This window comes from Beggiatoa leptomitoformis (genome assembly GCF_001305575.3).
Classification (GTDB): domain Bacteria; phylum Pseudomonadota; class Gammaproteobacteria; order Beggiatoales; family Beggiatoaceae; genus Beggiatoa; species Beggiatoa leptomitoformis.
Genome location: NZ_CP012373.2, coordinates 422,036 through 444,367, shown reverse-complemented (window position 1 = coordinate 444,367; position 22,332 = coordinate 422,036). Strand labels below are relative to the sequence as shown.

21 protein-coding genes and 1 other RNA gene are annotated in these 22,332 nt (G+C 40.9%); 7 read left to right on the top strand and 15 right to left on the bottom strand.

Annotated elements, in window-relative coordinates; translation table 11 throughout:
• Window positions 1-12: 12 nt before the first annotated feature.
• The 4 genes from AL038_RS01905 to AL038_RS01890 form a co-directional block, all read right to left on the bottom strand.
• Entirely contained in the window at window positions 13-960 is a 948-nt protein-coding gene (locus AL038_RS01905; protein WP_062148190.1) for a GGDEF domain-containing protein, read from the bottom strand.
• Between the two features lie 102 nt (window positions 961-1,062).
• The gene (tadA, locus tag AL038_RS01900; RefSeq protein WP_236839439.1) at window positions 1,063-1,521 is read right to left on the bottom strand and encodes a tRNA adenosine(34) deaminase TadA; all 459 of its coding nucleotides are present in this window, start codon (window positions 1,519-1,521) and stop codon (window positions 1,063-1,065) included.
• On the bottom strand, window positions 1,521-1,904 hold the full coding sequence (locus AL038_RS01895; protein ID WP_062148188.1) for a hypothetical protein: 384 nt from the start codon (window positions 1,902-1,904) through the stop codon (window positions 1,521-1,523). Before AL038_RS01895 ends, tadA begins: the two co-directional genes overlap by 1 nt.
• A 12-nt stretch (window positions 1,905-1,916) precedes the next feature.
• Complete coding sequence (locus AL038_RS01890; protein WP_101539119.1) at window positions 1,917-2,702, bottom strand: enoyl-CoA hydratase/isomerase family protein; 786 nt, start codon at window positions 2,700-2,702, stop codon at window positions 1,917-1,919.
• A gap of 383 nt (window positions 2,703-3,085) precedes the next feature.
• Here AL038_RS01890 and mgtE point away from each other — a divergent pair, with 383 nt between their 5' ends.
• Entirely contained in the window at window positions 3,086-4,438 is a 1,353-nt protein-coding gene (gene mgtE / locus AL038_RS01885; protein WP_062148186.1) for a magnesium transporter, read from the top strand.
• Window positions 4,439-4,447: 9 nt separating this feature from the next.
• On the opposite strand, the gene AL038_RS01880 is transcribed toward mgtE, so the two are convergent.
• From AL038_RS01880 to AL038_RS01870, 3 genes are all read right to left on the bottom strand, one after another.
• Window positions 4,448-5,151, bottom strand: a protein-coding gene (locus tag AL038_RS01880) for an IS1 family transposase (RefSeq protein WP_414635098.1) whose coding sequence is annotated in 2 segments (ribosomal slippage) — window positions 4,448-4,872 and window positions 4,872-5,151 — 705 coding nt in all. Because the reading frame shifts where the segments join, the coding sequence is not laid out codon by codon here.
• Between the two features lie 215 nt (window positions 5,152-5,366).
• The gene (locus AL038_RS01875) at window positions 5,367-5,777 is read right to left on the bottom strand and encodes a GxxExxY protein (protein ID WP_062148182.1); all 411 of its coding nucleotides are present in this window, start codon (window positions 5,775-5,777) and stop codon (window positions 5,367-5,369) included.
• Window positions 5,778-6,373: 596 nt separating this feature from the next.
• Window positions 6,374-9,232, bottom strand: a complete 2,859-nt coding sequence (locus AL038_RS01870; protein WP_161575412.1) for an SUMF1/EgtB/PvdO family nonheme iron enzyme — start codon at window positions 9,230-9,232, stop codon at window positions 6,374-6,376.
• A gap of 177 nt (window positions 9,233-9,409) precedes the next feature.
• Here AL038_RS01870 and AL038_RS01865 point away from each other — a divergent pair, with 177 nt between their 5' ends.
• Window positions 9,410-9,709 (top strand): hypothetical protein, encoded by a 300-nt coding sequence (locus tag AL038_RS01865; protein ID WP_062148180.1) that lies wholly within the window; start codon window positions 9,410-9,412, stop codon window positions 9,707-9,709.
• 145 nt (window positions 9,710-9,854) lie between these two features.
• Here the strand turns inward: AL038_RS01865 and AL038_RS01860 are convergent, their stop codons facing one another.
• Window positions 9,855-11,015, bottom strand: a complete 1,161-nt coding sequence (locus tag AL038_RS01860) for a glycosyltransferase family 4 protein (protein ID WP_062148178.1) — start codon at window positions 11,013-11,015, stop codon at window positions 9,855-9,857.
• A 47-nt stretch (window positions 11,016-11,062) separates the two neighbouring features.
• Window positions 11,063-11,545: an outer membrane lipid asymmetry maintenance protein MlaD gene (gene mlaD / locus AL038_RS01855; protein ID WP_062148176.1), complete on the bottom strand. Its 483-nt coding sequence runs from the start codon at window positions 11,543-11,545 to the stop codon at window positions 11,063-11,065.
• A gap of 157 nt (window positions 11,546-11,702) precedes the next feature.
• Between mlaD and mutL the strand changes: the two genes are divergently transcribed.
• Window positions 11,703-13,502: a DNA mismatch repair endonuclease MutL gene (mutL, locus tag AL038_RS01850; protein WP_062148173.1), complete on the top strand. Its 1,800-nt coding sequence runs from the start codon at window positions 11,703-11,705 to the stop codon at window positions 13,500-13,502.
• Here mutL and AL038_RS01845 read toward each other — a convergent pair.
• The 3 genes from AL038_RS01845 to ssrA all read right to left on the bottom strand — a co-directional run bounded on the left by AL038_RS01845 (window position 13,482) and on the right by ssrA (window position 14,943).
• Window positions 13,482-14,057, bottom strand: a complete 576-nt coding sequence (locus AL038_RS01845; RefSeq protein ID WP_062148170.1) for a nucleotidyltransferase family protein — start codon at window positions 14,055-14,057, stop codon at window positions 13,482-13,484. The genes mutL and AL038_RS01845 overlap by 21 nt on opposite strands.
• A gap of 292 nt (window positions 14,058-14,349) precedes the next feature.
• Window positions 14,350-14,496 carry a hypothetical protein gene (locus AL038_RS01840; RefSeq protein ID WP_161575411.1) on the bottom strand — a complete coding sequence of 49 codons (147 nt, stop codon included), beginning with the start codon at window positions 14,494-14,496 and terminating at the stop codon, window positions 14,350-14,352.
• Window positions 14,497-14,594: 98 nt separating this feature from the next.
• Window positions 14,595-14,943: a transfer-messenger RNA gene (ssrA, locus tag AL038_RS01835) on the bottom strand.
• A 42-nt stretch (window positions 14,944-14,985) separates the two neighbouring features.
• Here ssrA and msbA point away from each other — a divergent pair.
• Window positions 14,986-16,725 carry a lipid A export permease/ATP-binding protein MsbA gene (gene msbA / locus AL038_RS01830; RefSeq protein WP_062148167.1) on the top strand — a complete coding sequence of 580 codons (1,740 nt, stop codon included), beginning with the start codon at window positions 14,986-14,988 and terminating at the stop codon, window positions 16,723-16,725.
• A 36-nt stretch (window positions 16,726-16,761) separates the two neighbouring features.
• Here msbA and serS read toward each other — a convergent pair whose 3' ends face one another.
• Both serS and AL038_RS01820 read right to left on the bottom strand, forming a co-directional pair.
• Window positions 16,762-18,039: a serine--tRNA ligase gene (gene serS / locus AL038_RS01825; protein WP_062148164.1), complete on the bottom strand. Its 1,278-nt coding sequence runs from the start codon at window positions 18,037-18,039 to the stop codon at window positions 16,762-16,764.
• A gap of 134 nt (window positions 18,040-18,173) precedes the next feature.
• On the bottom strand, window positions 18,174-18,752 hold the full coding sequence (locus AL038_RS01820; protein WP_062148161.1) for an SPOR domain-containing protein: 579 nt from the start codon (window positions 18,750-18,752) through the stop codon (window positions 18,174-18,176).
• Between the two features lie 356 nt (window positions 18,753-19,108).
• On the opposite strand from AL038_RS01820, the gene AL038_RS01815 reads away from it, so the two are divergent.
• Together AL038_RS01815 and AL038_RS01810 are read left to right on the top strand one after the other, a co-directional pair.
• Window positions 19,109-19,981, top strand: a complete 873-nt coding sequence (locus tag AL038_RS01815; RefSeq protein WP_062148158.1) for a hypothetical protein — start codon at window positions 19,109-19,111, stop codon at window positions 19,979-19,981.
• Between the two features lie 14 nt (window positions 19,982-19,995).
• Window positions 19,996-20,442 (top strand): lytic transglycosylase domain-containing protein, encoded by a 447-nt coding sequence (locus AL038_RS01810; protein ID WP_062148155.1) that lies wholly within the window; start codon window positions 19,996-19,998, stop codon window positions 20,440-20,442.
• Between the two features lie 25 nt (window positions 20,443-20,467).
• On the opposite strand, the gene AL038_RS01805 is transcribed toward AL038_RS01810, so the two are convergent.
• Window positions 20,468-21,283: a M48 family metallopeptidase gene (locus AL038_RS01805; RefSeq protein WP_062148152.1), complete on the bottom strand. Its 816-nt coding sequence runs from the start codon at window positions 21,281-21,283 to the stop codon at window positions 20,468-20,470.
• A gap of 182 nt (window positions 21,284-21,465) precedes the next feature.
• Here AL038_RS01805 and hisN point away from each other — a divergent pair, with 182 nt between their 5' ends.
• Window positions 21,466-22,245: a histidinol-phosphatase gene (gene hisN / locus AL038_RS01800; RefSeq protein WP_062148148.1), complete on the top strand. Its 780-nt coding sequence runs from the start codon at window positions 21,466-21,468 to the stop codon at window positions 22,243-22,245.
• Window positions 22,246-22,332 lie beyond the last annotated feature (87 nt).

Sequence of the window (22,332 nt, the reverse complement as noted above, 5' to 3'; positions counted from 1 at the left end):
AGGTAACTTAACTTATGGCGTTAATTTATATTGAATAACCTGATTACGCCCGCTATTTTTGGCGGCATATAGCATTAAGTCCGCGCGGTGAATCAATTCTTCGCTGGTAAGTAGGTGGCTTTGGTTCATGCTGGCAATACCACCGCTTAATGTGACCATACAGGCTTGTTCTACGGGGGTTTTAAATGGATATTGTTGGCAATGTTGACGAATGCGTTCTGCAAGAACATACGCACCGTCTATATTTGTATGGGGCAGTAAGATAATAAATTCTTCCCCCCCATAGCGACTAGCAATATCAATATCACGACGAATGGAATGGTTTAATAAATTAGCTACTTCGCGCAATACATAATCACCATGTATATGTCCGTAAGTGTCGTTAATGCGTTTAAAATGGTCGATGTCAAACAAGATTAGTGAAATATCGCTACCATGCCGTTGTAAACGCACAATTTCTTCATGTAAACGAATATCAAAATAACGGCGGGTATAAAGTTCGGTTAGGCTATCTATTGTTGCTAGTTGAAATAAACGGGCTTTTTCCATAGCTGCAGCAATTAAGGTGCGTAACATCCCTAATGTTTGCAAACGATAATCAGGTTGGGTAATGCCCGTATCTTGGGCTAACACGGCAACACCAATCACTGTATTGTTTTCTTCACTTAATAAGGGCAAGCATAAGCATTCAAAGCCCGCTTGTTGGTCGGTATAACAGGGAAAAGGAAGGTTATCATCCAGCAACATGCCATGAAAGGTGCTAGAAGTGCGTTGTTGTAGAATTTCGATTAATGGCGTGCCTTTAAAATCCACTACTTTACCCGTAGGCAAAAATTCCCCCCGATTAAATCCTCCTGCTAACACGCCCATATTGTCAGCTTGCAGGGTAAACAACGCCACTCGCTCGCTCTGTCCTAAGCCTGCTAGTGTATCTAAGACGTGTTTGATTAATAATTCCATTTCAGCATGTTCTCTTAAGTCGTAAGACAGATATAAACCCGTTATTAGTCCTTTTTAGGTTGGCGACTGTCTGAAAAGCCTGATTCAGACAATTTTCTTGTCTTATCGTTTTTGACGGAAAAATGCTTTTAATTGTGTTCCACAAACATCCGCTAATACACCCCCCAGACAATCTACTTGATGGTTGTGACGTGTATCACGTAACACATCAAAACGACTACCCGCCGCACCTGTTTTGGGGTCATACGCACCAAACACCACGCGCTTAACCCTTGCGTGTAAAATCGCCCCTGCACACATTACACAAGGTTCTAATGTGACATATAACGTAGTGTCTAATAAACGATAATTGGCAATTTGTTCAGCGGCATGGCGCAGTGCAATAATTTCTGCATGGGCGGTAGGGTCATGACGGCTAATGGGTTGATTCCAACCTTCGGCAATACACTGTCCATCTTTGACTAACACCGCACCGATAGGCACTTCACCCTGACTGGCAGCATAGTCAGCAAGGCGAAGTGCTTCACGCATCCATAATTCGTCAGGAGATAACACCATCATTAATGAGTAAAATCATGTCGTGCCGTAGAAATACTGATGGTAAAGCCTGCAATGACATCAAACATAGACATCATCGTTAAAATTAAAAAAGTGGAATTACCCGCTTGCTTATAAACAATAAATTCAATTAAAAAAGCCACAAATACTAACATAGAAAACATGTGTTCAATAATGGATGCATCTGTACTACGGGTAGATTTAAAAATCTCAAAGTATAAAAAAATGACCCCTAACATAATCAAACTATCACTTAACGTAGGTTTCCATTCCGCGCCCGACATTAACTTGGCTGTTAATAAAGGCTGGCTTAAATCAACACCTGTAAAAAATAACGCATTGCAGATAATAAAAAGAATAAAATAAAATGGTAAGTATCTAATCATGAAATATTTATCCTATTTCCAATAAGGGGGACGTTTTTCTAAAAAGGCGGTTAATCCTTCTTGTCCTTCATCAGAGACCCGAATCATGGCAATTAATTCCGCCGTTAATGCAATCATGGCATCATCAATTGCACCATGAGAAACTGCGCGAATCAACTCTTTTGCCGCTGACATTGCTTGTGGTCCATTTTGTAAAAAACGATTAACTACTTCATCTCCCGCTGTGTCTAACTTATCGGCGGGGACAATCTCACTCACTAATCCCAATTGTTTTGCTGTCGTAACAGAAAAGACTTCGCCTGTTAAAAAATAACGGCGTGCTGCGCGTACACCAATGGCTTCTACAACGTAAGGGGAAATAACCGCAGGAATTAAACCCAATTTAACCTCGGACAAACAAAAAGAAGCCTGTTCGCTCGCAATCACAAAGTCACAACAAGCAACCAAGCCAACCCCCCCCCCAACCGTAGCCCCTTGCACAATCGCAACGGTAGGAATGGAAACTTGATTAAGCGTTTTCATCAAGGTTGCCAATGCCATTGCATCATGCACATTTTCCTCTTTAGAATAGCTCACCATTTGTTGCATCCACCGCAAATCCGCGCCCGCCGAAAAATTCTTACCATTGGCTTTTAACACAATTACGCGCACATCTGGATTGTCTTCTAACTGCAACAATGTACCTGTGATATACGTAATCAATGTTTCATCAAACGCATTATGTACTTCAGGGCGATTAACTGTTAGCACAGCAACGCCCCGTTCATCAATATGGGTGATTAAGTTACTCTCAGTCATTGTTGCAAACTCTTAGTTTTAATTAAATGATGCCAATGTGGATAAGTACACGAATAATGGATAGGGATAAACGGGGTTAATCTCCCCCTCATTTATACGAATAAATTCGCACCCACAACACATTACGCGAGTCTTCGCTATTTACGCATTGTAAACGGTTTGTTAAAAGTTGTGTGAATAAAACGTGTTGAGTCTAACCTGATTGATTACAATTCACACGAGATTTTCCCCTATCCTGATTTTCCCGCATTGCGAAATATTCATTCACACGCATAATAAAACGGATAACAACCGCATTTTATCTAAAACGCATCCCATAAAAACTGCGTCATCTTGAAATGACAGACTTTACTTAACCTACCAATTTTTAGCCGTAGGACGCTATGGAAACATTACCAAAAACAACGCCCGTAACCCTAGAAGAACTCTATAACGCATGGCAAAAAGCCTCATTTGACGAGCTTAATGAGTTATTAGCAGAAGCACATCCGAGCGATATTGCCCGCTTTTTAGAATCTCTCCCTACAAAACAACGTGTTGTTGTGTGGAAATCGACCGAGTTTGACCGTGCTGAAGTACTGTCTTATATGCACGATGCAGAACGCGCCGAACTCATTCATCGGATGGGTGCGGAAGAAGTCGCCGCCGCAACCACTGAAATGGACACCGATGATGCAGTCGACCTGCTCCAAAGTTTATCAGAACAACGGGTAGAGCAAGTATTAATGGCGATGGATGAAGAACATCGTCAACAGCTCTCTAAAGTATTGTTTTATGATGAAAACAGTGCAGGCGGTTTAATGAACGTCGACACCTTAACGGTTAGAGGGGATTTATCATTAAAAGTCATTTTGCGCTATTTACGTCGTCATGTAGAACTACCTGATAAAACTGATGCTTTATTTGTCGTTAATGCCGATAATCACTATCGTGGAATGCTGTTTTTAGCCGACATTGTGACCAATGACCCTGATTTATTGGTTGAAGACATTATGTCCACGCAAATCATGCCTATTCCTGTCAATATGCCTTCGCAAGCAGTCGCATTACTGTTTGAACAACATGGTTTTATCTCCGTACCCGTTATAGACCAAGATACAACGCTGATAGGACGGATTACGGTAGATGATATTTTAGATGTAATCCGCGAAGAATCCGACCGCACCTTATTACACCGCGCGGGTTTAGATGAAGAAGATGATATGTTTGCCTCTACCCTTAGCACCGCATGGGCGCGTGCAGTCTGGTTAGGCATTAACCTACTTACGGCTTTTTTAGCTTCCTATGTCATAGGACAATTTGAAGGTGCATTATCACAAATTGTGGCACTTGCCGTGCTTATGCCAATTGTTGCCAGCATGGGTGGGATTGCAGGCACGCAAACACTAACGGTGATGATTCGCGGGATGGCATTAGGTAAAGTGAGTAATGCCAATGCTTTTTGGCTATTAAAGAAAGAAGTTGCTGTAGGTGTATTAAATGGGCTGGTTTGGGCGGTTGTTGTAGGCGTTGTAGCCATGATATGGTTTGGAAGTTTTAAACTGGGTTTGGTGATTGGTGCGGCTATTGTTATTAATCTATTTTTCGCTGCTTTCTCGGGTATGTTATTACCCTTGATTTTAAAAAAATTATCAATAGACCCTGCACTGGCAGGTGGGGTTATTTTAACCACTGTAACGGATATTGTTGGTTTTGCTGCTTTTTTAGGGTTAGCAACCATGTGGTTATTAAAATAATGGGTAGTGCTAAAGAAGCAGTGATTTGTTATAATCATTAATGAAAAAAATAGTAGCCCCAATGTGATTTTCTATTTTCTTGGAGAAAGATAAGGTTTTCCTCACTAAACGACTGACACGCTGTCTTAACGTATTATTAAATCGCTCTATATGATTGGTCAGCCCCGTCTCCTTCCCTACTGCTTGATGCCGTTTACTCGGAAGAACTTTCTGGTACGCTTCCCAGAAGTCGGTGTAACAGACTGCACATTGCCGATATACCGCTGGGAGTGAATCCCAGAGTGCTTGCGCTCCCTCAACATCTCGCTTCCCAAAGGCAATCCCGACAACCTCTCGTGAGTCTCTATCCAACGCTAACCATACCCACACTTTCTGGCGACGCTGCCCAACAAATGACCACATCTCATCGCATTCTAAGCGCAACTGTCCTTTTTTTTAACGGCTTGTTCTAGTCTTTGTTGCGCATACAAACCATTGACATAATGTTGTAGCCATGTGCCTGAGATTCCCGTAACACGGGCTATTCCTCTCAGTGAAAGTTTTTCTTTTAATAGCTTGTCCACCTGTGCCCAAGTCTCTTGGCTTATGTATTTCTTGGTGGGTTGTTCTACAAATCGTCGTCCGCATTCGCGACATTTGTAGTTTTGTGTCCCTGTGCGGGTTTTTCCGTATTTCACGATGTGTGTCGCTTTACAGCTTGGGCAGGTTAGCATTTTAGGGACTCTTCTCTTTCTTCTGTTTTCTTATTTTAATATCACTTTCTCTTTAGCACTACCAAATAATGAAGTGTTGCTATATAGTTACGTAGGGTGGCACACCCCACTAGATTTAAAAGTTAATATTCTTTTTGTCTGAACCACAATTCGCATAATTAACACAATTATCCCAATTAATACAAAAAGATAAAAATAATTGTCTTTAAATTGTGTTAATTATGGAAATTGAGTGAATTGCGGTTCAGACATTTTTTATTATGTACTTTTTTAAATTCTAAACTTTTTGCACCAAAATTAATTAATAAGCCGATAGGAACTTGATAGGCTTCTAAATAGTTCATTGCTTGTGCAAGATGAACATCTTCGAGTTTTATAATTGCTTTGAGTTCAACCATGATTTGATTTTCTACAAAGAAATCAACGCGCCGAGTGCCTACTTCGATATTGTCATAATAAATTTTCATTTCATATTCACGGGAAAAGATTAACCCTTGTTTTTGCATTTCTATGGTTAAACAACGTTGATAAATGACTTCTTGGAAACCGTTTCCCATTATTTTATGTACTTCCATTGCACAACCGATAATTTTATAAGTCAGCGGGTCGTAGTTGGGATTAAGCATAAGTTATAGTATCCGTGATTGTTTGATTGTTTGATTGTCTGAACCATAATTCGCATAATTAACACAATTACCTTAATTAATACAAAAAGATAAAAATAATTGTCTTTAAATTATGTTAATTATGGAAATTGAGTGAATTGCGGTTCAGACTGTCTGAACCACAATTCGCATAATTAACACAATTACCTTAATTAATACAAAAAGATAAAAATAATTGCCTTTAAATTGTGTTAATTATGGAAATTAAGTAAATTGCGGTTCAGACTGTCTGAACCACAATTTGCATAATTAACACAATTACCTTAATTAATACAAAAAGATAAAAATAATTGCCTTTAAATTGTGTTAATTATGGAAATTAAGTAAATTGCGGTTCAGACTGTCTGAACCACAATTCGCATAATTAACATAATTACCTCAACTAATACAAGAAGATAAAAACAATTGTGTTTAAATTGTGTTAATTATGGAAATTGTGTGAATTGCGGTTCAGACAAAAAATATCGCGATCCCCCGCAAGGGGGGACTCAGAAAAAAGATTAACATCCTTAAAGATTAAAAGGGTAAAAGATTAAAAGCATAAAGAGTAAAGAATCCTAGGGGGAAATAAGAACAACACGGAAGCCTATAATGAGGTTCAAATACGAAGGTTCGTAGTAGTAACGGTTAGCAGAACGGGTGAAATCGGCATTGTAGTTCCAAGAGCCACCACGCAACGTCTTGTTTTTACTAGTATTTTCTGATAAAGCCAGCTCATTTCCATCATATCCACTTGTATAATCCGAGTGTGTCCATTCCCATACATTTCCCGACATATCACACAGCCCAAACGGATTTGTATGCGCGTTCACTTTTTCATCCACAGGGTGCGTTGTTTCCCCTGAATTTTCACCATACCAACAACGGTTGCCGTCCATATTACCGCCCCACCAATAAGCTGTTGTTGTCCCCGCTCGACACGCATATTCCCATTCCGCTTCGCTTGGTAAACGTATCGTTTTCCCTGATAATTTTGAGAGCTTTTCGCAGAACGCTATACAATTTTCCCAACGCACACGCTCAACTGGCAAATTGTCTCCTTTCCAATTCGATGGATTATTTCCCATCACTGCTTGCCATTGCGCTTGCGTCACTGGATATTTTCCCATGTAAAACGCTTTTTCTATCTTGACTTTATGCACAGGTTTTTCATCACTAGACCCATTATTCGAACCCATTATAAACTCGCCCGCTGGTACATATACCATCACTAATTCCGTACCATTTACATCAAAGGTTTTCTCATAAACCGTAAACTCCCCTGACTGACCTTCTTTCACCGTTGAAAAAGTACGAGCAATACCTTTTTCCCGTCGAATCCGTTCTTGCTCCTCTTGCTCTTTCCGCTCCCGTTCCAGACGCTCCTGCTTCTCAGCTTCCTGCCGAATTCGCGCTTCTTCCGCTAATCGTGCTTGTTCCCGCTGTTTCCGTTCCACTTCACTGTTATAACGCTTCCAAGAAGCCTGCACCACGCGCAAATCATGCCCTGCCTGCGGATGCTGTGGATTCAACTGCAAACATTTTTCAAAATCTTCAATCGCTAATGGATAATAAACTTCAGGTTCATTCGCGCCTAATTCATCATAAGCCCGTCCACATTGATAATAGGCTTCTGCTGATTGCGTATCTAACTCAAGCACCTGTGAAAAATCTTCAACTGCTTGCGGATATAACCCTAACAAATGTTGTGCAAGTCCACGCTGAAAATAAGCATCTATAAACTGAGGATTTATTTCAATCACCTGCGAAAAATCAATAACTGCCTGCGCTTCTTTAGCAATCGCTAAGGCTTGCAAACCGCGCTGATAACAAATCGTCACAATATCAAAATACTGATTTTCTCCAATGGCTTGAAAACACGCATTAACCCGTTGAAAATAAGCAACATCATTTGCCATCACAACCGTTTGCACACTGTCACCATGACGTAACTGCACAAACGCACTTAATGCGCATTCTAACTGCCGTTTTGCACTATTTTTGTCATCCAACACTGCCAAACTTTCAGCCAATTCTAAATACAACTCAGGCATCCAAGCAGGCTCTTGCTGGGCTAATTGCGCATATAAACGTTCGTAAAAATCCACAATAATCGACGCAATCTCTTGTAACGATTCGCTTGGAATTTCTACATTTAAACCCGAATCATTCGCGGACAATAATTGAGGTAACTGCGCCAACAAACTCGGTAACAACGGCGGACGACGCTTCTCGACTGGCACATGCAACAAATAATACTCATCTGCCAACAACCCTGAAAAAATACATTGATAAGCAATTAACAACGCAATCAAGGTATTATAATCTTTCTCAATCACAAAATACGGGCGGTCAATATCGGTTAAATCAATCCCTTCCTCAAGACAAACCCGCTCCCGTTCCATAATCTTCACATTATTCAAATACTGTTCAACCCGCGCTTTACCATACAACTCTTCTATCTGTTGCGGGGTTTTACCCTGCTGTTTTTCTTGCCATTCCAATGTCCGAACTTTCACCAAATCGAACAAAGTTTCACGCCAATTCAAAGACAAAGCCGTGTTATAACGCGGTTTATCCCAATTCATCCCCCAAAACGCATAATTTAACGTAAAGGTATAGCCTTCTAAACTGGATTCTAAAATTAACACCGCCTCCGTTTTTAACTCGGTAAACACTTGTAATGCGGCTGCATCACCATACAAAGTCTTGCTCATCCACGCGCCACTGACCAAACCAACGGGACGTTGTTGCTCGTTATAACGCTGAAAAAACGCCCGCAATTTTGTCGCTAAATGCGTTTCCATCGGCGGTAACAAGCGCGTTGGGTCTTTTTCCTCCACTGTCGAGGCATGAGCCACCCGCTCCGCCCGCAAACGTGGTGGAGAAATAAACACATGCAACGGAGAAATAAACTCAGAACTGCTTAACAACTGGTCAGCTGTAACACAAATCGGCAAATTTTGTAAACGTCGTTGCTCGCGAATATTGCCTAATGCCGTTTCACGGTCAAACAAACGCAATTCCCGCGCAAGTTGCACATCAATTTCTTTAAGTCGTAATTGTGTTGCTTTCTGCTCAGTAATCACCCAACGTTGCATATTTGCGCGGAATTCTTCAACTTTTAAACTATGTTCACGACTTAATTGATTTTCGTGCGCTTGAAAATCTTGTCGTAATTCTTCTAATTCGCGCATCATCGCTCGATTACGCTCACCTTCTTGCAACGTTAATAAACGTTGTGCTTCCTGCTGTTCTGCTTGAAAGTCTAAATTGCTTTGATGTTGCCATGCTCGCAACTGCATTTCAGCTTTCTGCAAGGCTTGACGTTCTTCATGTAATTGCTGATTTTGCGCTTGACGACTGGCTTCTAAATAAAACTGTGTTTCTTGATTTTTATCGGCAACATATGCTTGTGGCGTAAAAATGGACTTCATACCACCCCAAAGCTTTTGAAAAAATTTTTTTTTAATCCCATCTGGAGAAGGAAGATATAGCGTCATATAAAACCCCTTGTTATTGAGCGTAGTAGCTACATATCATAATTGTAAAACTTGCTGAATCAAGTCATTTACTATCTGGTTTTATCATTTAATTATTTTGGGAGGTTTACGATGAATAGCGACCCCTATACAACCATTGACCAAGACGGCTGGATTTATTCTCATCACGATGGTAACACGACTCATGTTGCTGATATTCATAATGGTAATGTGACCAATACCCATAATGATTTACTGGGACACGCAGGCACAGATGGCAATGTTTATGATGCACATAATCATGTTATTGGTTGCGTGGATACACAAGGACAAGTATTTGATAGTGCAGGGCATCATGTGAGTGATACAACGCTAGGTTCAGCAGGTGCTGCCGCTTATTTGCTCTGCGTTTATAATGGGAATGTATCGTAGTGTCTGAACCACAATTCACACAACAACTGTGATATACGATTGGATTTAGTAAATGCGTGGGTTTTGCGTTTTTGTTGGTATTTATCTTTAAATTAAGGCTAGTGGGGCAATGCCCCACCTTACACGATTCAAACTTCCCAACAGCCTAACTGGTTGCATAGTTAATTGCTTGGGCAAGCTGTAATTTTTTGTTGGCAACAAAGGCGTGTTGATAACTTGCTAACATGCCATTCATCATCTGTGTAAACGTCCAATATTGATGAGCTTGTTGATAGGCATTTGCACAAATATACTCGCGCAATTCTGCATCCCGCAATAAGCGCATGGTACTCTCTGCCAGTGCAGTAGCGGAATTAGCAGGGCAAAGCAACCCTGTTTTTTCAGGTTCAATCATTTCAACTAATCCGCCTGTTAATGTTGCAACAACTGCCGTTTTCGTTAAAAAGGCTTGCGAGACTAGCCGCGTTTGGGCTTCTGTTGCAATGGAAGCAATAACAACTATGTCACAAATACTTAAATAATCTTCAATATTTACCCGATAACCTAAAAAATGTATGTGCTGTTTATTGGGCAGATTGGCAACCGTTGCTAATACTTGTTGTTTATAAGTTTGTGAGCTGTTAGTCGCCTCACCAATTTGTAAAAAGGTAACATTATTAAAGTGGTTTGCGATTTCATTACAGGCATGGACAAAAATCAGTTGTCCTTTATCCTCACGAATCATGCCGATATTTGCAATCACCCAGTGGTCAGCAGGAATACCCAACATGGCACGTAAGGCTTGATTTTTTTCGCGTAAACAGGGATGAAAGCGTTTCTCATCAACCCCTGCAACAGCAACATCAATCGCTTGAGCCGATTTTAAGCCTAGAGAAATCAATTGCGCTTTAATCGTTTGCGCTGTTACAACGACGCGATCATTACCATATCGCCACACCAGATAATGCGCGAAACTATTCCGTAATTGATTCGTAATGTGGCGCGAGCGCACAACGGTGATACCTGTGAGCCATTTTATCCAACATACTTGATAACTGTCTTTTTGACTGTGTGTATCAATAATATCAATTTGATGATTACGTAAAAACCAATACAATCGCCACAAAATAGGCAAGCTAAACGCATTATGAATATCTAAGGGAAAACAGGCTAATCCTGCTCGTCGAGCCTCGCGTAAAATGGCCGAATGGCTATGTGCAATCAGCCAAACGGTATGCCCTTGCAGACGTAACCAGAGCATTTGCTCAATAATACGGAGCTCTTGTCCACCCCAGTGCAGACTACTTTCTATATGAGCAATACGCATATAACCATGATTAATTTTAATAATTGTGTTACTAACACTGTAACATCTTATTTTTTCTCATTTCCATCAACGCCACTAGCAGCACTGCGGTATAAGAATTGTCCGATTAATTGTTCTAGCACCATTGCCGATTGTGTTAGATAAATTTCGCTTTTATCTGTTAAAAACACGGTATCGCCACCGGGTTCTAGCCCGATATACTGCTCCCCTAATAAGCCTGAAGTGAAAATACTCGCCGAAGTATCCGCAGGCAATTTATCGAACTTTGGTTCTAGGCGCAGGGTTGCAACTGCTTTATAAGTGTTATTATCAAACTGAATATCTGTAACGCGCCCAATCGTCACACCGCTGATTTTAACAGGGGCTTTGACTTTTAAACCGCCAATATTTTGAAACTTTGCCGTCACCAAATATCCCGCATCACTGTACAACGCGCCTAAATTACTCACTTTTACAGTCAATAATAATAAGGCGAGAAATCCTAGTGTAACGAATATACCAACCCAAATTTCTAATGTTCTTGAATACATAGCCTGTTCCTAAAAACATGTGTAGTTTTAAGTGTGACATTATACTGTACTTTAACCATGCCACTAAACGCTAATGGAGAGTGCTTATTCAGAAAGGATAAACGAGTTCATCTAAAAAAACAGTTATCATCCACTTATCAAATTTTGTACAACTGCTATGAATACACCTAATTTATCTGATATTCCTCCTATTTGTTTATTGCCTTTACAAGTCGCCAACCAAATCGCTGCGGGTGAGGTCATTGAACGTCCTGCCTCGGTGGTGAAAGAATTATTAGAAAATAGTTTAGATGCAGGCGCAGACCAGATTGAAATTGATATTGAAAAAGGTGGAATAGGACTTATTCGGATTCGAGACAATGGTTGTGGCATCCGTGAAGCAGAATTACCGCTAGCGGTTAGTCGACACGCTACCAATAAAATTAAAGAATTAACCGATTTAGAAAAACTACATAGTTTAGGTTTTCGCGGCGAAGCACTGGCTAGTATTGCCTCTGTGTCGCATTTTGTCATTCACTCCCATTTTTACAACGCAGAAAACGGCTATAGCTTACTGCTCAATACCTTAAGTGATGAGGTAATTATTGAACCTGTTGCCCATCCTATAGGCACAACCGTAGAAGTACGCGAATTATTTTATAACACGCCTGCACGGCGCAAATTTCTCCGTGCAGAAAAAACGGAATTCGGACACATTCAAGAAATCGTCAAACGCCTTGCTTTAAGCCGTTTTAATGTCAGCTTTAACCTACGACATCAGGGTAAAACAACCGTAAGCCTAAAAAAAACGGATGATGAAACCAGTCGTTTACTCCGTATTGGTAGCTTATGCGGTACAGAATTTATGCAAACGGCCCTAACGGTTAGTAATGAAAACAGTGCAATGCGTTTGTCAGGCTGGATAAGCCCACCAAGCCATGCACGTGGACAAGCTGACCAACAATATTTTTTCGTCAACGGTCGCATTGTACGTGATAAATTGGTCAACCATGCCGTGCGCCAAGCCTACAGCGACGTACTTTATGGCGGTCGTCATCCTTGCTATGTTCTTTATTTAGACATAGACCCCAGCGAAGTCGACGTAAACGTTCATCCCACTAAACACGAAGTTCGTTTCGTACAAAGTGGTTGGGTACATCACCTGCTTGTGAGCAGTTTGCAACAAACCTTAGAACAAACTCGCCCACAAGCTACAGTTAATATTGCAGATAACATCGATAAACCGCTTATATCCGCCCCCAAAGTGTCGCCCACAACAAGCCCTTATCCTTCTTACCAACCCGCTTTATTAATGTCCACACCGCTTGCAGTGCAAGAAAATCAACAGCTTTACCATGCGCTAAGCCAAGCCATTCCAACAACTGAACAACCCATTCCCCCGTTAGGTTACGCCCGCACTCAACTACATGGTATTTTTATTATTGCCGAAAATGCACAAGGTTTAATTCTGGTTGATATGCACGCCGCACACGAGCGCATTACCTATGAACGCATGAAAACTGCATGGGAAACGCATCGCTTAACCGCACAATATTTACTGATGCCCGTTATGGTTAGCGTGAGCGAGACGGAAGCCGACCAAGCAGAAACTTTTATCGAGACGTTCACCCGCTTAGGTTTTGAAATCACCCGTTCAGGGCGCGAAAGTCTCTTAGTCCGCCAAGTTCCACAACTTCTTATTCATGCCGATATTCCCCTGCTTATACAACAAGTTTTAGGCGATTTAATCCGTTTTGGCAGTAGCGCGATTTTAGAAACCCATATCAACGAAATTTTTGCCACGATGGCATGTCATAATGCTGTGCGCGCCAATCGCCAACTGAGTTTAAGTGAAATGAATGCCTTATTACGCGATATGGAAGCCACTGAACGCAGTAACCAGTGTAATCATGGCAGACCTACATGGATACAATTGAGTTTAAAAGAATTAGATAGCTTATTTCTGCGCGGTCGGTAAATCGGCGGGCGTATCAATATCTTGTAAAATTCCCGCATCGTCACAAACCACCCGCACCAATGCCGCATGATGCGCTTCAATAATGGTTCGCGCCCCATTATCTCCCGTCAACTGGCATAATTGCGGATAAAATTGCCGTGCAAACCCCACAGGATGCCCACGTTTTCCCTGATAAAACGGCGCAATCAATGCTGCACCTTGCGCTAATCCTGCTGTTAGTTGTTGTAAGGTTTGCACCTGAATAAACGGCATATCCGCCAACGCAACCAACCACGCCTCAGCTCCTGCACTTGCCCGCACCCCACACGCTAAACTATGTCCCATCCCTAATCGCGCCTCAGAACAGGGTAAACAGTGATAACCCGCCGCGCTTACTACGGTTTGTAAAGCAATATCTTCAGGGCGGACTACAATGATTAATTGTTTAACAACGGATTGTAACAATCGTGCTGTCATAAGAATTAACGGTGTTTGCTGTGCAACAGGATGCAATAATTTAGGGCTGCCAAAGCGTTGGCTATTACCAGCGGCGAGAAGGATACAGGTAGGGGACATGGAGAATATAAACCTCTTGCGAAAGTAGCACGGATACCACCACCATTTGGCGGTATTATCCATTGTTTATCTTTCTTAACATACTTTTGCAAGAAGTCTAATCATTTTTAGGTAGAAAATTTCTTTATTTTTAAATCCACGTTGCCGATGACTCAGACAAGCAGACAAAAGCGGTGTATAACACCGGTCACTTGATATAGTAACCGTATTTTAAAAAGAGAATAAGAAATGACCTATTCAACAGATTTCCGTAAAAAAGTATTGCTCGTTACCAAGTTTCACTTAGTAATGCCTATTCGCCAAGCTCTGCTTGGCTGATACTTGAACGCCCCCCGCTTAAGTCCGCTTGTACTCGGCAAGCGGAGCTTGCAAGGCGGGCATTACCAAGCAGAGCTTGGTAACGAGCAAATTGTTCTATTGATGCGCTCTTTTTACTCATATTCTATTTAATCTTTTTATAGTACTGTTGCTATATACCCTATTCTTAAACGATGGGCAATAAAAAACCCCAACCGAAACCGATTGGGGTTAGAAACTTGGTGGAGGCGGCGAGAATCGAACTCGCGTCCGTAAATCCTCCGCCCTTGGGCCTACATGTTTAGCCAGTCTTCAATTTAACCTTCAACTCTCCGACGGGCAGGAAAGTTTAAAGGTGAGTCCAAGTAAAGTTTAATGAATCCACCCTAGACGCATGAATTCACGATCCTACTAAAGTGACTGTCATTCCAAACGCGCAGGCTCATTCGGGTGACAGTTTAGCTGCCTAAGCAGCTAAAGCGTAGTTGTCTTCGTTCGCAACTAGAAAGTTTGCAGAGTATTTACGAGGTATCTGCCCCTCGACATGCCCCTTAGGTTTTGTAACCCACGTCGAAACCAAGTCGCCCCCAAGTGATAGAATAGTATAGAACCATTAACCCGAATTTACCAGATGAATAGCTCAACTTTATATTTACGCTTGTTACGTTATGTAAAACCACATAGTCGTTTATTCGCCATTGCCATTGTGAGCATGGTTGTGATGGCATTAACCGAGCCTGCTTTACCTGCACTATTACAGCCTTTGTTAGATGAAGGTTTTGTACAACAAAATCCTGATATTATAAAAATCATCCCGCTTTTATTGTTACTTGTCATGCTCATTAAGGGCATAGCGATGATTATTAGTACAACTTGTTTAGCTAAAGTTGCTACGCAGGTTGTTACAGACTTACGACAAGCCATGTTTGAGAAAATTTTATCTTTACCAACCACTGCATTTGACAATATTTCTGCGGGGATTTTACTGTCTAAAGTCACTTATGATGTAAGCCGTGTTATGGCCGCCTCAACAGAATCATTAGTGGTTATTATTCGTGACAGTTTAACCGTGTTAGGTTTATTGGCGTGGATGTTTTATTTAAATTGGAAATTAACCTTGATTGTTTTTTTAGTCGCGCCCGTTGTTGTTGTAACCATGCGAATTGTGAGTAAACGCCTGCGTGGTATGAATATTCTGACACAGGATGCAATGGGCAATATGACGCGCATTTTAGAAGAAACTATCAGCGGACATAAATTAGTTAAAATTTTTGGTGGGCAACCCTATGAAAAAAATCGTTTTAGTCTTGCTTGTACAGCAGTCTTAAATGCAACCGTAAAATCACAAACGATTTCCGCCATCAGCATTGCTATTGTGCAAATGCTCACCGCCATTGTCTTAGCACTTATTATCTATATTGCGGCACAAGAAGCACAATCTGCGGCGATTACCGTTGGTGGTTTTGTCTCTTTATTTACCGCAATGGGCATGATGTTTACACCGATTAAACATCTTACTAAGGTTAATGAACAGCTACAACAAGGGCTTGCAGCAGCCCAAAGTATTTTCACATTGATAGACCAAGCATCGGAACAGGACAGTGGCACACAGGTTTTACCGCGCTTAGTGGGTAAGATTGATTTTCAACAATTAAATTTCACTTATCAAGAAAATACCTCAAACGCTTTGCATGATTTATCACTAACAATTAATGCTGGGGAAACAATTGCTTTAGTGGGTGCATCGGGTAGTGGAAAAACAACATTAGCAAATTTAATCCCGCGTTTTTATACCATTACACAGGGACAAATTTTATTAGATGGACTTAATATCAATGAGTTGCCTTTAGCTAACTTGCGAGAAAATATTGCATTGGTGAGTCAAGAAGTCGTGTTATTTAATGACACGGTTGCGGCGAATATTGCTTATGGTGCAATGGCAAATACACCGCGTGAAAAAATCATTGCAGCAGCAAAAGCAGCACATGCTATGGAATTTATCGAGAAAATGCCCAACGGGTTAGAAACAATTATCGGTGAACGTGGCGTGAAATTATCGGGTGGACAACGGCAACGGTTGGCAATTGCACGGGCTTTACTAAAAGACGCACCTATATTGATTTTTGACGAGGCAACTTCTGCCTTAGACACACAATCAGAACGCCATGTACAGGATTCTTTAGATTATTTAAAACGAGGGCGTACCACCATTATTATTGCGCACCGTTTATCCACCATCGCTCAGGCTGACCGTATTATTGTGATGGATAAAGGACGCATTGTTGAAATGGGAACACACGCACAATTGTTAGTGTTGCAAGGGACTTATGCGATGTTATATCGGGTACAGGAGCAAATAGACGTTCTATAGGGGCGAAGCGAATCACCCCTTTAAGATGATAAACAACTAACGGGGGTCAATATATTGCACATTGCCCATGTAAGGCTGTAAAACTGTGGGGATGTAAATTCGACCGCCTTCCGATTGATAGTTTTCCATAATGGCAACCAATGTGCGACCCACCGCCAGTCCAGACCCGTTTAATGTATTTAATAAAGCGGGTTTTTTGGTTTTTGGGTCACGCCAGCGCGCTTTCATCCGCCGTGCTTGAAAGGCTTCAAAATTACTGCAGGAAGATATTTCACGGTAACGTTGTTGACCGGGTAACCATACTTCTAAATCGTATGTTTTTGCAGAGGAAAATCCCATGTCACCTGTGCATAAACTCATGACACGATAAGGTAATTCTAGGCGTTGCAAGACAGTTTCTGCGTGTCCTGTCAGTTCCTCTAGGGCTTGATAGGACATCTCAGGGCGAACTAATTGCACTAATTCTACTTTTTCAAATTGATGCTGGCGTATCATGCCACGCGTGTCTTTGCCGTATGCACCCGCTTCACTGCGAAAACAGGGGGTGTGACATACATATTTTATGGGCAAAGCATCTTCTTCCGTAATGGTGTCGCGGGCAATATTAGTTACGGGAACTTCTGCCGTTGGAATTAAATAGTAGTTTTGTTCGGGAATATGAAATAAGTCTGCTGAAAATTTAGGAAGTTGCCCCGTACCTAATAAACTTTCACTGTTGACCATATACGGCACATTCACTTCTGTATAGCCATGTTCTTCCGTATGTAGGTTTAACATAAATTGAATCAATGCCCGATGTAAACGGGCTAATGAACCGCGTAATAAGGCAAAACGTGTTCCTGTAATTTTTACCGCTGTTTCAAAATCTAACAGGGTATTCATCGCCCCTAAATCAACATGGTCTTTAGGCGAAAAAAGGAAGGTTTTTGGCGTTCCCCAACGGCGCATTTCTACGTTTTGTTCTTCGCTCGTACCAATAGGAACGCTGCTATGTGGTAGGTTTGGGATTCCAAGCAAAATATCATTCAATTGGGTTTGAATTGCGTCCAGTTGAATTTCTTTACTTTTTAGCTGTTCATTGATGCGGTTAACGCTTTCCATTAACGCGCTAACATCTTCACCTTTTGCTTTTGCTTTTCCAATGTCTTTAGAACGGATATTGCGTTCATTTTGCAATTGTTCGGTTTCTGTTTGACATTGTTTGCGCGTTTTTTCTAATTCTACCAGTTGGATTTCATCAACGATAAATCCACGGGTAGCCAATTGACGAACAACATCGGTTAAATTATTTCGAATTAACTGGGGATCAAGCATGTTTGATTCTCAAAAAATGATCAATTATCACGTCTATTGTCACTGCGCGGACAACAGAGGTGATAACTGGTTGACAAGCAGGGGATAATTTATTGTATTTAATACACTCAAGTGCGCAGTTGAGAAGTAGTATGTTACTCAACTTGTTTAATTTGCCCTCTGATACTCAAGGGACGGTCGCGCAATTGACGCAATTGCTGTTCTGCAACCCGCCGACTTTCCTGCGGAAGTAATCGCACAGTGTACCAATCGCCCACTTTAGCAACTTCTGCCTCTAAACTTTTTTCCCGCAGTTTATTAACCAAAGCAAGCGCGCGGGCTTCTTCTCTAAAGCTTGCGGCTTGAACATAATAAAAGCCTGTTTTTGGGAGTTCAGCGGAAATGGTTTCTGTCGCTTGGGCGGCTTGTTGGCTGTCTTCTTTTGTGATGGGATTACCATCTAAGCCCAGAAAAACAAAATGCGTAGGCAATGTCCGTGAATTGGTCGTTACCGTTGCACTGGTGGGTTGCCCCGTATTATTGGCGGTTACAACTTCATCAGGTAAGGCTGCATGCAAACGATAAGTACCTTCTATATCACTTACCCCAACACTTAAGACTACTTTTAAGAAGAAATAAATAATCAGCATGAGCAGAAATAATACAATTCCTCCAACAATTCGCTGTTTAGGATCATAAGCATCAGTGATAAGACGGCGGTTTTGTATTGTCATAATCGTCAATGAATTGTGAGCGTTAGAATCTGTTCCCAGTATATTATAGACAACAACTTTTAGAAATGAAGGTTATTACATCTATCTGAATACAGGGATGACAACAGCTCAAAGCGGTTGAAATATCACCCTATTTAGAAACAGCCATAAGGTTAGCACGACACAATTATTAATATACATAAACTTGATAACATGATGAAATCTTATTGTAATTTTAAATAAATGTGTTCATAGCATGTCAGACTTGTGTGTGCATAAACAGCAAGATAAGCATCTGCTGGCTTATTACAATATCATTTTTTCTATGATATAAACTTGTACTATTTTAAGTATCTTTAATTATCACGATATTAACTATGATGAAACATATAATTTTCTGTAGCCTTTTTTTTATTAATATCAATATAGTTGTCTATGCAGAACCCGCAACAGGGTTTAAAAAACAGGCAACTTCTAGTGTGTCAGAAAGCTTCGAAGAAACCGTGCGTGTGCGAAAGTTACACAATCAACGGTTTGATTTTTCGCGTTTTTTTAATGAAGATGTCAATGTCGGCGTAACAGAAATCCTGCTCGAACAAACATTTGAACGGGTTGAACGTGAAGACATGGAAGCCATTGCATCTTCTAGCGTTAAAGTCAGTGCTTTTACATCAGTTAAAGACCAATACGAACACCTGTTATGGAGTTTCGAAGACGAAGCAGAAGAAGGCATGTTATGGGACGATTATTATAAAACGGTCAAATATGGCTGTTGCGCACAAGAAACAACCTATAAATTATTTGATTTACAAACAGGTAAGTTAATCACTATTTTCACGGGTGAATTAGCCAAAGTAGATATTTTAGACGTAGAAAATAGCAGTAGTGCGCGTCTCATCGCTTATTTATCCAGTGCTGCCAGTATTGGTTTTGACGAAAATGCCAAAGATGCCATTAGTACATTAACCCTCAACTCCAAAAAGGGGGTAGAAGATAAAGTTATTTTACTATCTGATAATGATGAATATTCTGCTAATACACCTAAAGTTCATTTACTCACAGAAAAGCAAGAAGAAACGCAATTAGTTTTAGAAGCCGTGACAAATGGACAGAATAAATTGGTTCCCGTTTACACCGTACAACTGCGTTTTATTGATGGACAAACCCTTCTAATTCCCGTGAAACAGGATAAATTTGACATAGACAATATAAAAGGTACAGCAAAAATAAAGGTTGTTCGTGAGGAATAAAGTCAGGTTGTCGTATGGCACACTTTAAAACACTCGCTACGACCTTCTTGATATTGTTGCTATATTTCGTTGCAACGATTGATATTCCAACAACAGTACTCGCCGACCAAATCGCTAAAAAACATGGTATTGACCCGAAATTGTTTCGGGCAGTTATCACTCAAGAATCTAATTGGAATCCGCTAGCTGTCTCATCTAAGGGGGCGGTAGGCTTAACACAACTTATGCCGTCTGCCGCACAAGATTGCGGCTTAACGGACATAGAGCGTTATTATCCTTATCAAAATCTTGATTGTGGTGCATGGCATCTTGCGCGAAACTATCAGGAATTTCAAAGTATTAAAAAAGCCCTTTGTGCCTATAACGCGGGGGCAAATCGGGTGCGCCGTTTAGGGGCATGTCCACCCTTTCGTGAAACAGAACAATATGTAAACAATATTATGGCAATATGGCAACGATAATGATTTAAGCACTTATTTCAATAAATTACTGTTTACTTTTATTTCCGCAATATTGTTCCCGTATTTTCAAGGCTTCTGGCATCCACTGGGTGAACTGTTGAATACGAGTATCATGGCTAGGGTGGGTGGACATGAATTCTGTAGGACTTTTACCACCGCTTGCCTGTGCCATGCGTTCCCATAGCTTCGGGGCTTCTCGTGGGTCAAAACAAGCTTTTGCCGCATAAATTAAGCCCATGTAATCCGCTTCTGATTCATGTTCACGCGAAAAAGGTAACATGACCCCATATTGTGCACCGACACCCAACGCCCCCATAATCATTTGTCGTTTACCTACATCCATATCACCTAATGAGGTGCTAACAGCCAACATGCCTAAATTTTTAAGTTTTTGATATGCCATTCGTTCTGCACCATGACGAGCGATAGCATGAGCAATTTCATGTCCCATGATAATTGCTAATCCATTAGCATTTTCTGCAATGGGTATAATCCCTGTATAAACAGCAACTTTTCCACCGGGCAGCGCGAAAGCATTGGCTTGTGGGGAATTAATCACATTAAATTCCCATTCAAATCCGGGGTCATCTGCAACAACGGCTAGACGTTTGCCAATTGTACGAATGTTATCAACCAATTTGCCCGAGGGGATAACTTTTTCTTTATGCAAAATATCGCTATAAGCCTTTGCACCTAAAGTCATTTCATCTGCACGACTCATATCAACTAATTGAGAACGTCCTGTTAAAGGAACGGTTTCTTGATGAGAAAAATAAAAATAAACGGCATAAACAAAAAATAAAACCAGTGGCAGTGCAAAAAAACCAGTTTTTTCAAACATGATAATTATTCCTATGACTTTATAAAGAAAAAATCCTACAACGATGCGTATCATATCCGCGTAAAATAAGGCGTGGATAATGTTTGTGACCTGTTTAAACAGGGTCTTTTGTTTAAAATAATAGCGACTGATAATACTTTTAAAGGTCTCTTTTTGCCTTTTTACTCACCTGTATCCAAAATATGAAAACGTTAATTAATGCACAATTGTTTGATTTTATAAATCAAATGGCAACTGTCAGCGGTACAATTATTAAAAGTTATTTTCGCACACATTTAACAGTTGACGATAAACCCGATACTAGCCCCGTAACGTTAGCTGATAGAGCAGTCGAGCAAGCCTTGCGGGAGATGATTGAAAAAGCCTATCCAAATGATGGTATTTATGGTGAAGAATTTGGCGTGAAAAATAGAGAGGCAGCATTTACATGGGTTATAGACCCTATTGATGGGACAAAGTCTTTTATTACAGGTAAGCCATTGTTTGGTACGCTAATCGCGCTTGCTTATGAAGGTAAACCTATTTTAGGCTTGTTAGACCAACCGATTTTACGCGAGCGATGGATTGGTGGCGCAGGGTTGCCTACGACATTAAACGGGCATCCTGTGCATGTACGTGCTTGTGCAGACGTGAAAAAAGCAGCGTTATATGCGACAACCCCTGCTATGTTTGAAGGGGAAGATTTTACGTCGTTTGGACGGGTGCGCGAGTCGGTTAAAATGACGGTTTATGGCGGTGATTGTTACGCTTATGCTTTGTTAGCAACGGGTTTTGTCGATTTGGTCGTAGAGTCTTCATTAAAACCGTATGATTATTGCGCCTTAGCCCCAATTGTTGAAAACGCTGGCGGGGTTATGACAGATTGGCAAGGACAGGCTTTATCGTTGGAATCTGACGGGCGGGTTATTGCTGCGGGTGATGAATATACGCATAAACAAGCATTGGCTTTATTACAAGCATAGTATTTTTATAAATAATCAGCATGTTACGGTATATAAACCTATACCTGACGCATTCTACGCGGGTTTGTAAATAAGAAATAGACCTAT

Coding starts and splice junctions, on each gene's coding strand:
- AL038_RS01905 (WP_062148190.1), bottom strand. CDS start 960: ATGGAATTATTAATCAAACACGTCTTAGATACACTAGCAGGCTTAGGA.
- tadA (WP_236839439.1), bottom strand. CDS start 1,521: ATGATGGTGTTATCTCCTGACGAATTATGGATGCGTGAAGCACTTCGC.
- AL038_RS01895 (WP_062148188.1), bottom strand. CDS start 1,904: ATGATTAGATACTTACCATTTTATTTTATTCTTTTTATTATCTGCAAT.
- AL038_RS01890 (WP_101539119.1), bottom strand. CDS start 2,702: ATGACTGAGAGTAACTTAATCACCCATATTGATGAACGGGGCGTTGCT.
- mgtE (WP_062148186.1), top strand. CDS start 3,086: ATGGAAACATTACCAAAAACAACGCCCGTAACCCTAGAAGAACTCTAT.
- AL038_RS01875 (WP_062148182.1), bottom strand. CDS start 5,777: ATGCTTAATCCCAACTACGACCCGCTGACTTATAAAATTATCGGTTGT.
- AL038_RS01870 (WP_161575412.1), bottom strand. CDS start 9,232: ATGAAGTCCATTTTTACGCCACAAGCATATGTTGCCGATAAAAATCAA.
- AL038_RS01865 (WP_062148180.1), top strand. CDS start 9,410: ATGAATAGCGACCCCTATACAACCATTGACCAAGACGGCTGGATTTAT.
- AL038_RS01860 (WP_062148178.1), bottom strand. CDS start 11,015: ATGCGTATTGCTCATATAGAAAGTAGTCTGCACTGGGGTGGACAAGAG.
- mlaD (WP_062148176.1), bottom strand. CDS start 11,545: ATGTATTCAAGAACATTAGAAATTTGGGTTGGTATATTCGTTACACTA.
- mutL (WP_062148173.1), top strand. CDS start 11,703: ATGAATACACCTAATTTATCTGATATTCCTCCTATTTGTTTATTGCCT.
- AL038_RS01845 (WP_062148170.1), bottom strand. CDS start 14,057: ATGTCCCCTACCTGTATCCTTCTCGCCGCTGGTAATAGCCAACGCTTT.
- AL038_RS01840 (WP_161575411.1), bottom strand. CDS start 14,496: ATGAGTAAAAAGAGCGCATCAATAGAACAATTTGCTCGTTACCAAGCT.
- msbA (WP_062148167.1), top strand. CDS start 14,986: ATGAATAGCTCAACTTTATATTTACGCTTGTTACGTTATGTAAAACCA.
- serS (WP_062148164.1), bottom strand. CDS start 18,039: ATGCTTGATCCCCAGTTAATTCGAAATAATTTAACCGATGTTGTTCGT.
- AL038_RS01820 (WP_062148161.1), bottom strand. CDS start 18,752: ATGACAATACAAAACCGCCGTCTTATCACTGATGCTTATGATCCTAAA.
- AL038_RS01815 (WP_062148158.1), top strand. CDS start 19,109: ATGATGAAACATATAATTTTCTGTAGCCTTTTTTTTATTAATATCAAT.
- AL038_RS01810 (WP_062148155.1), top strand. CDS start 19,996: ATGGCACACTTTAAAACACTCGCTACGACCTTCTTGATATTGTTGCTA.
- AL038_RS01805 (WP_062148152.1), bottom strand. CDS start 21,283: ATGTTTGAAAAAACTGGTTTTTTTGCACTGCCACTGGTTTTATTTTTT.
- hisN (WP_062148148.1), top strand. CDS start 21,466: ATGAAAACGTTAATTAATGCACAATTGTTTGATTTTATAAATCAAATG.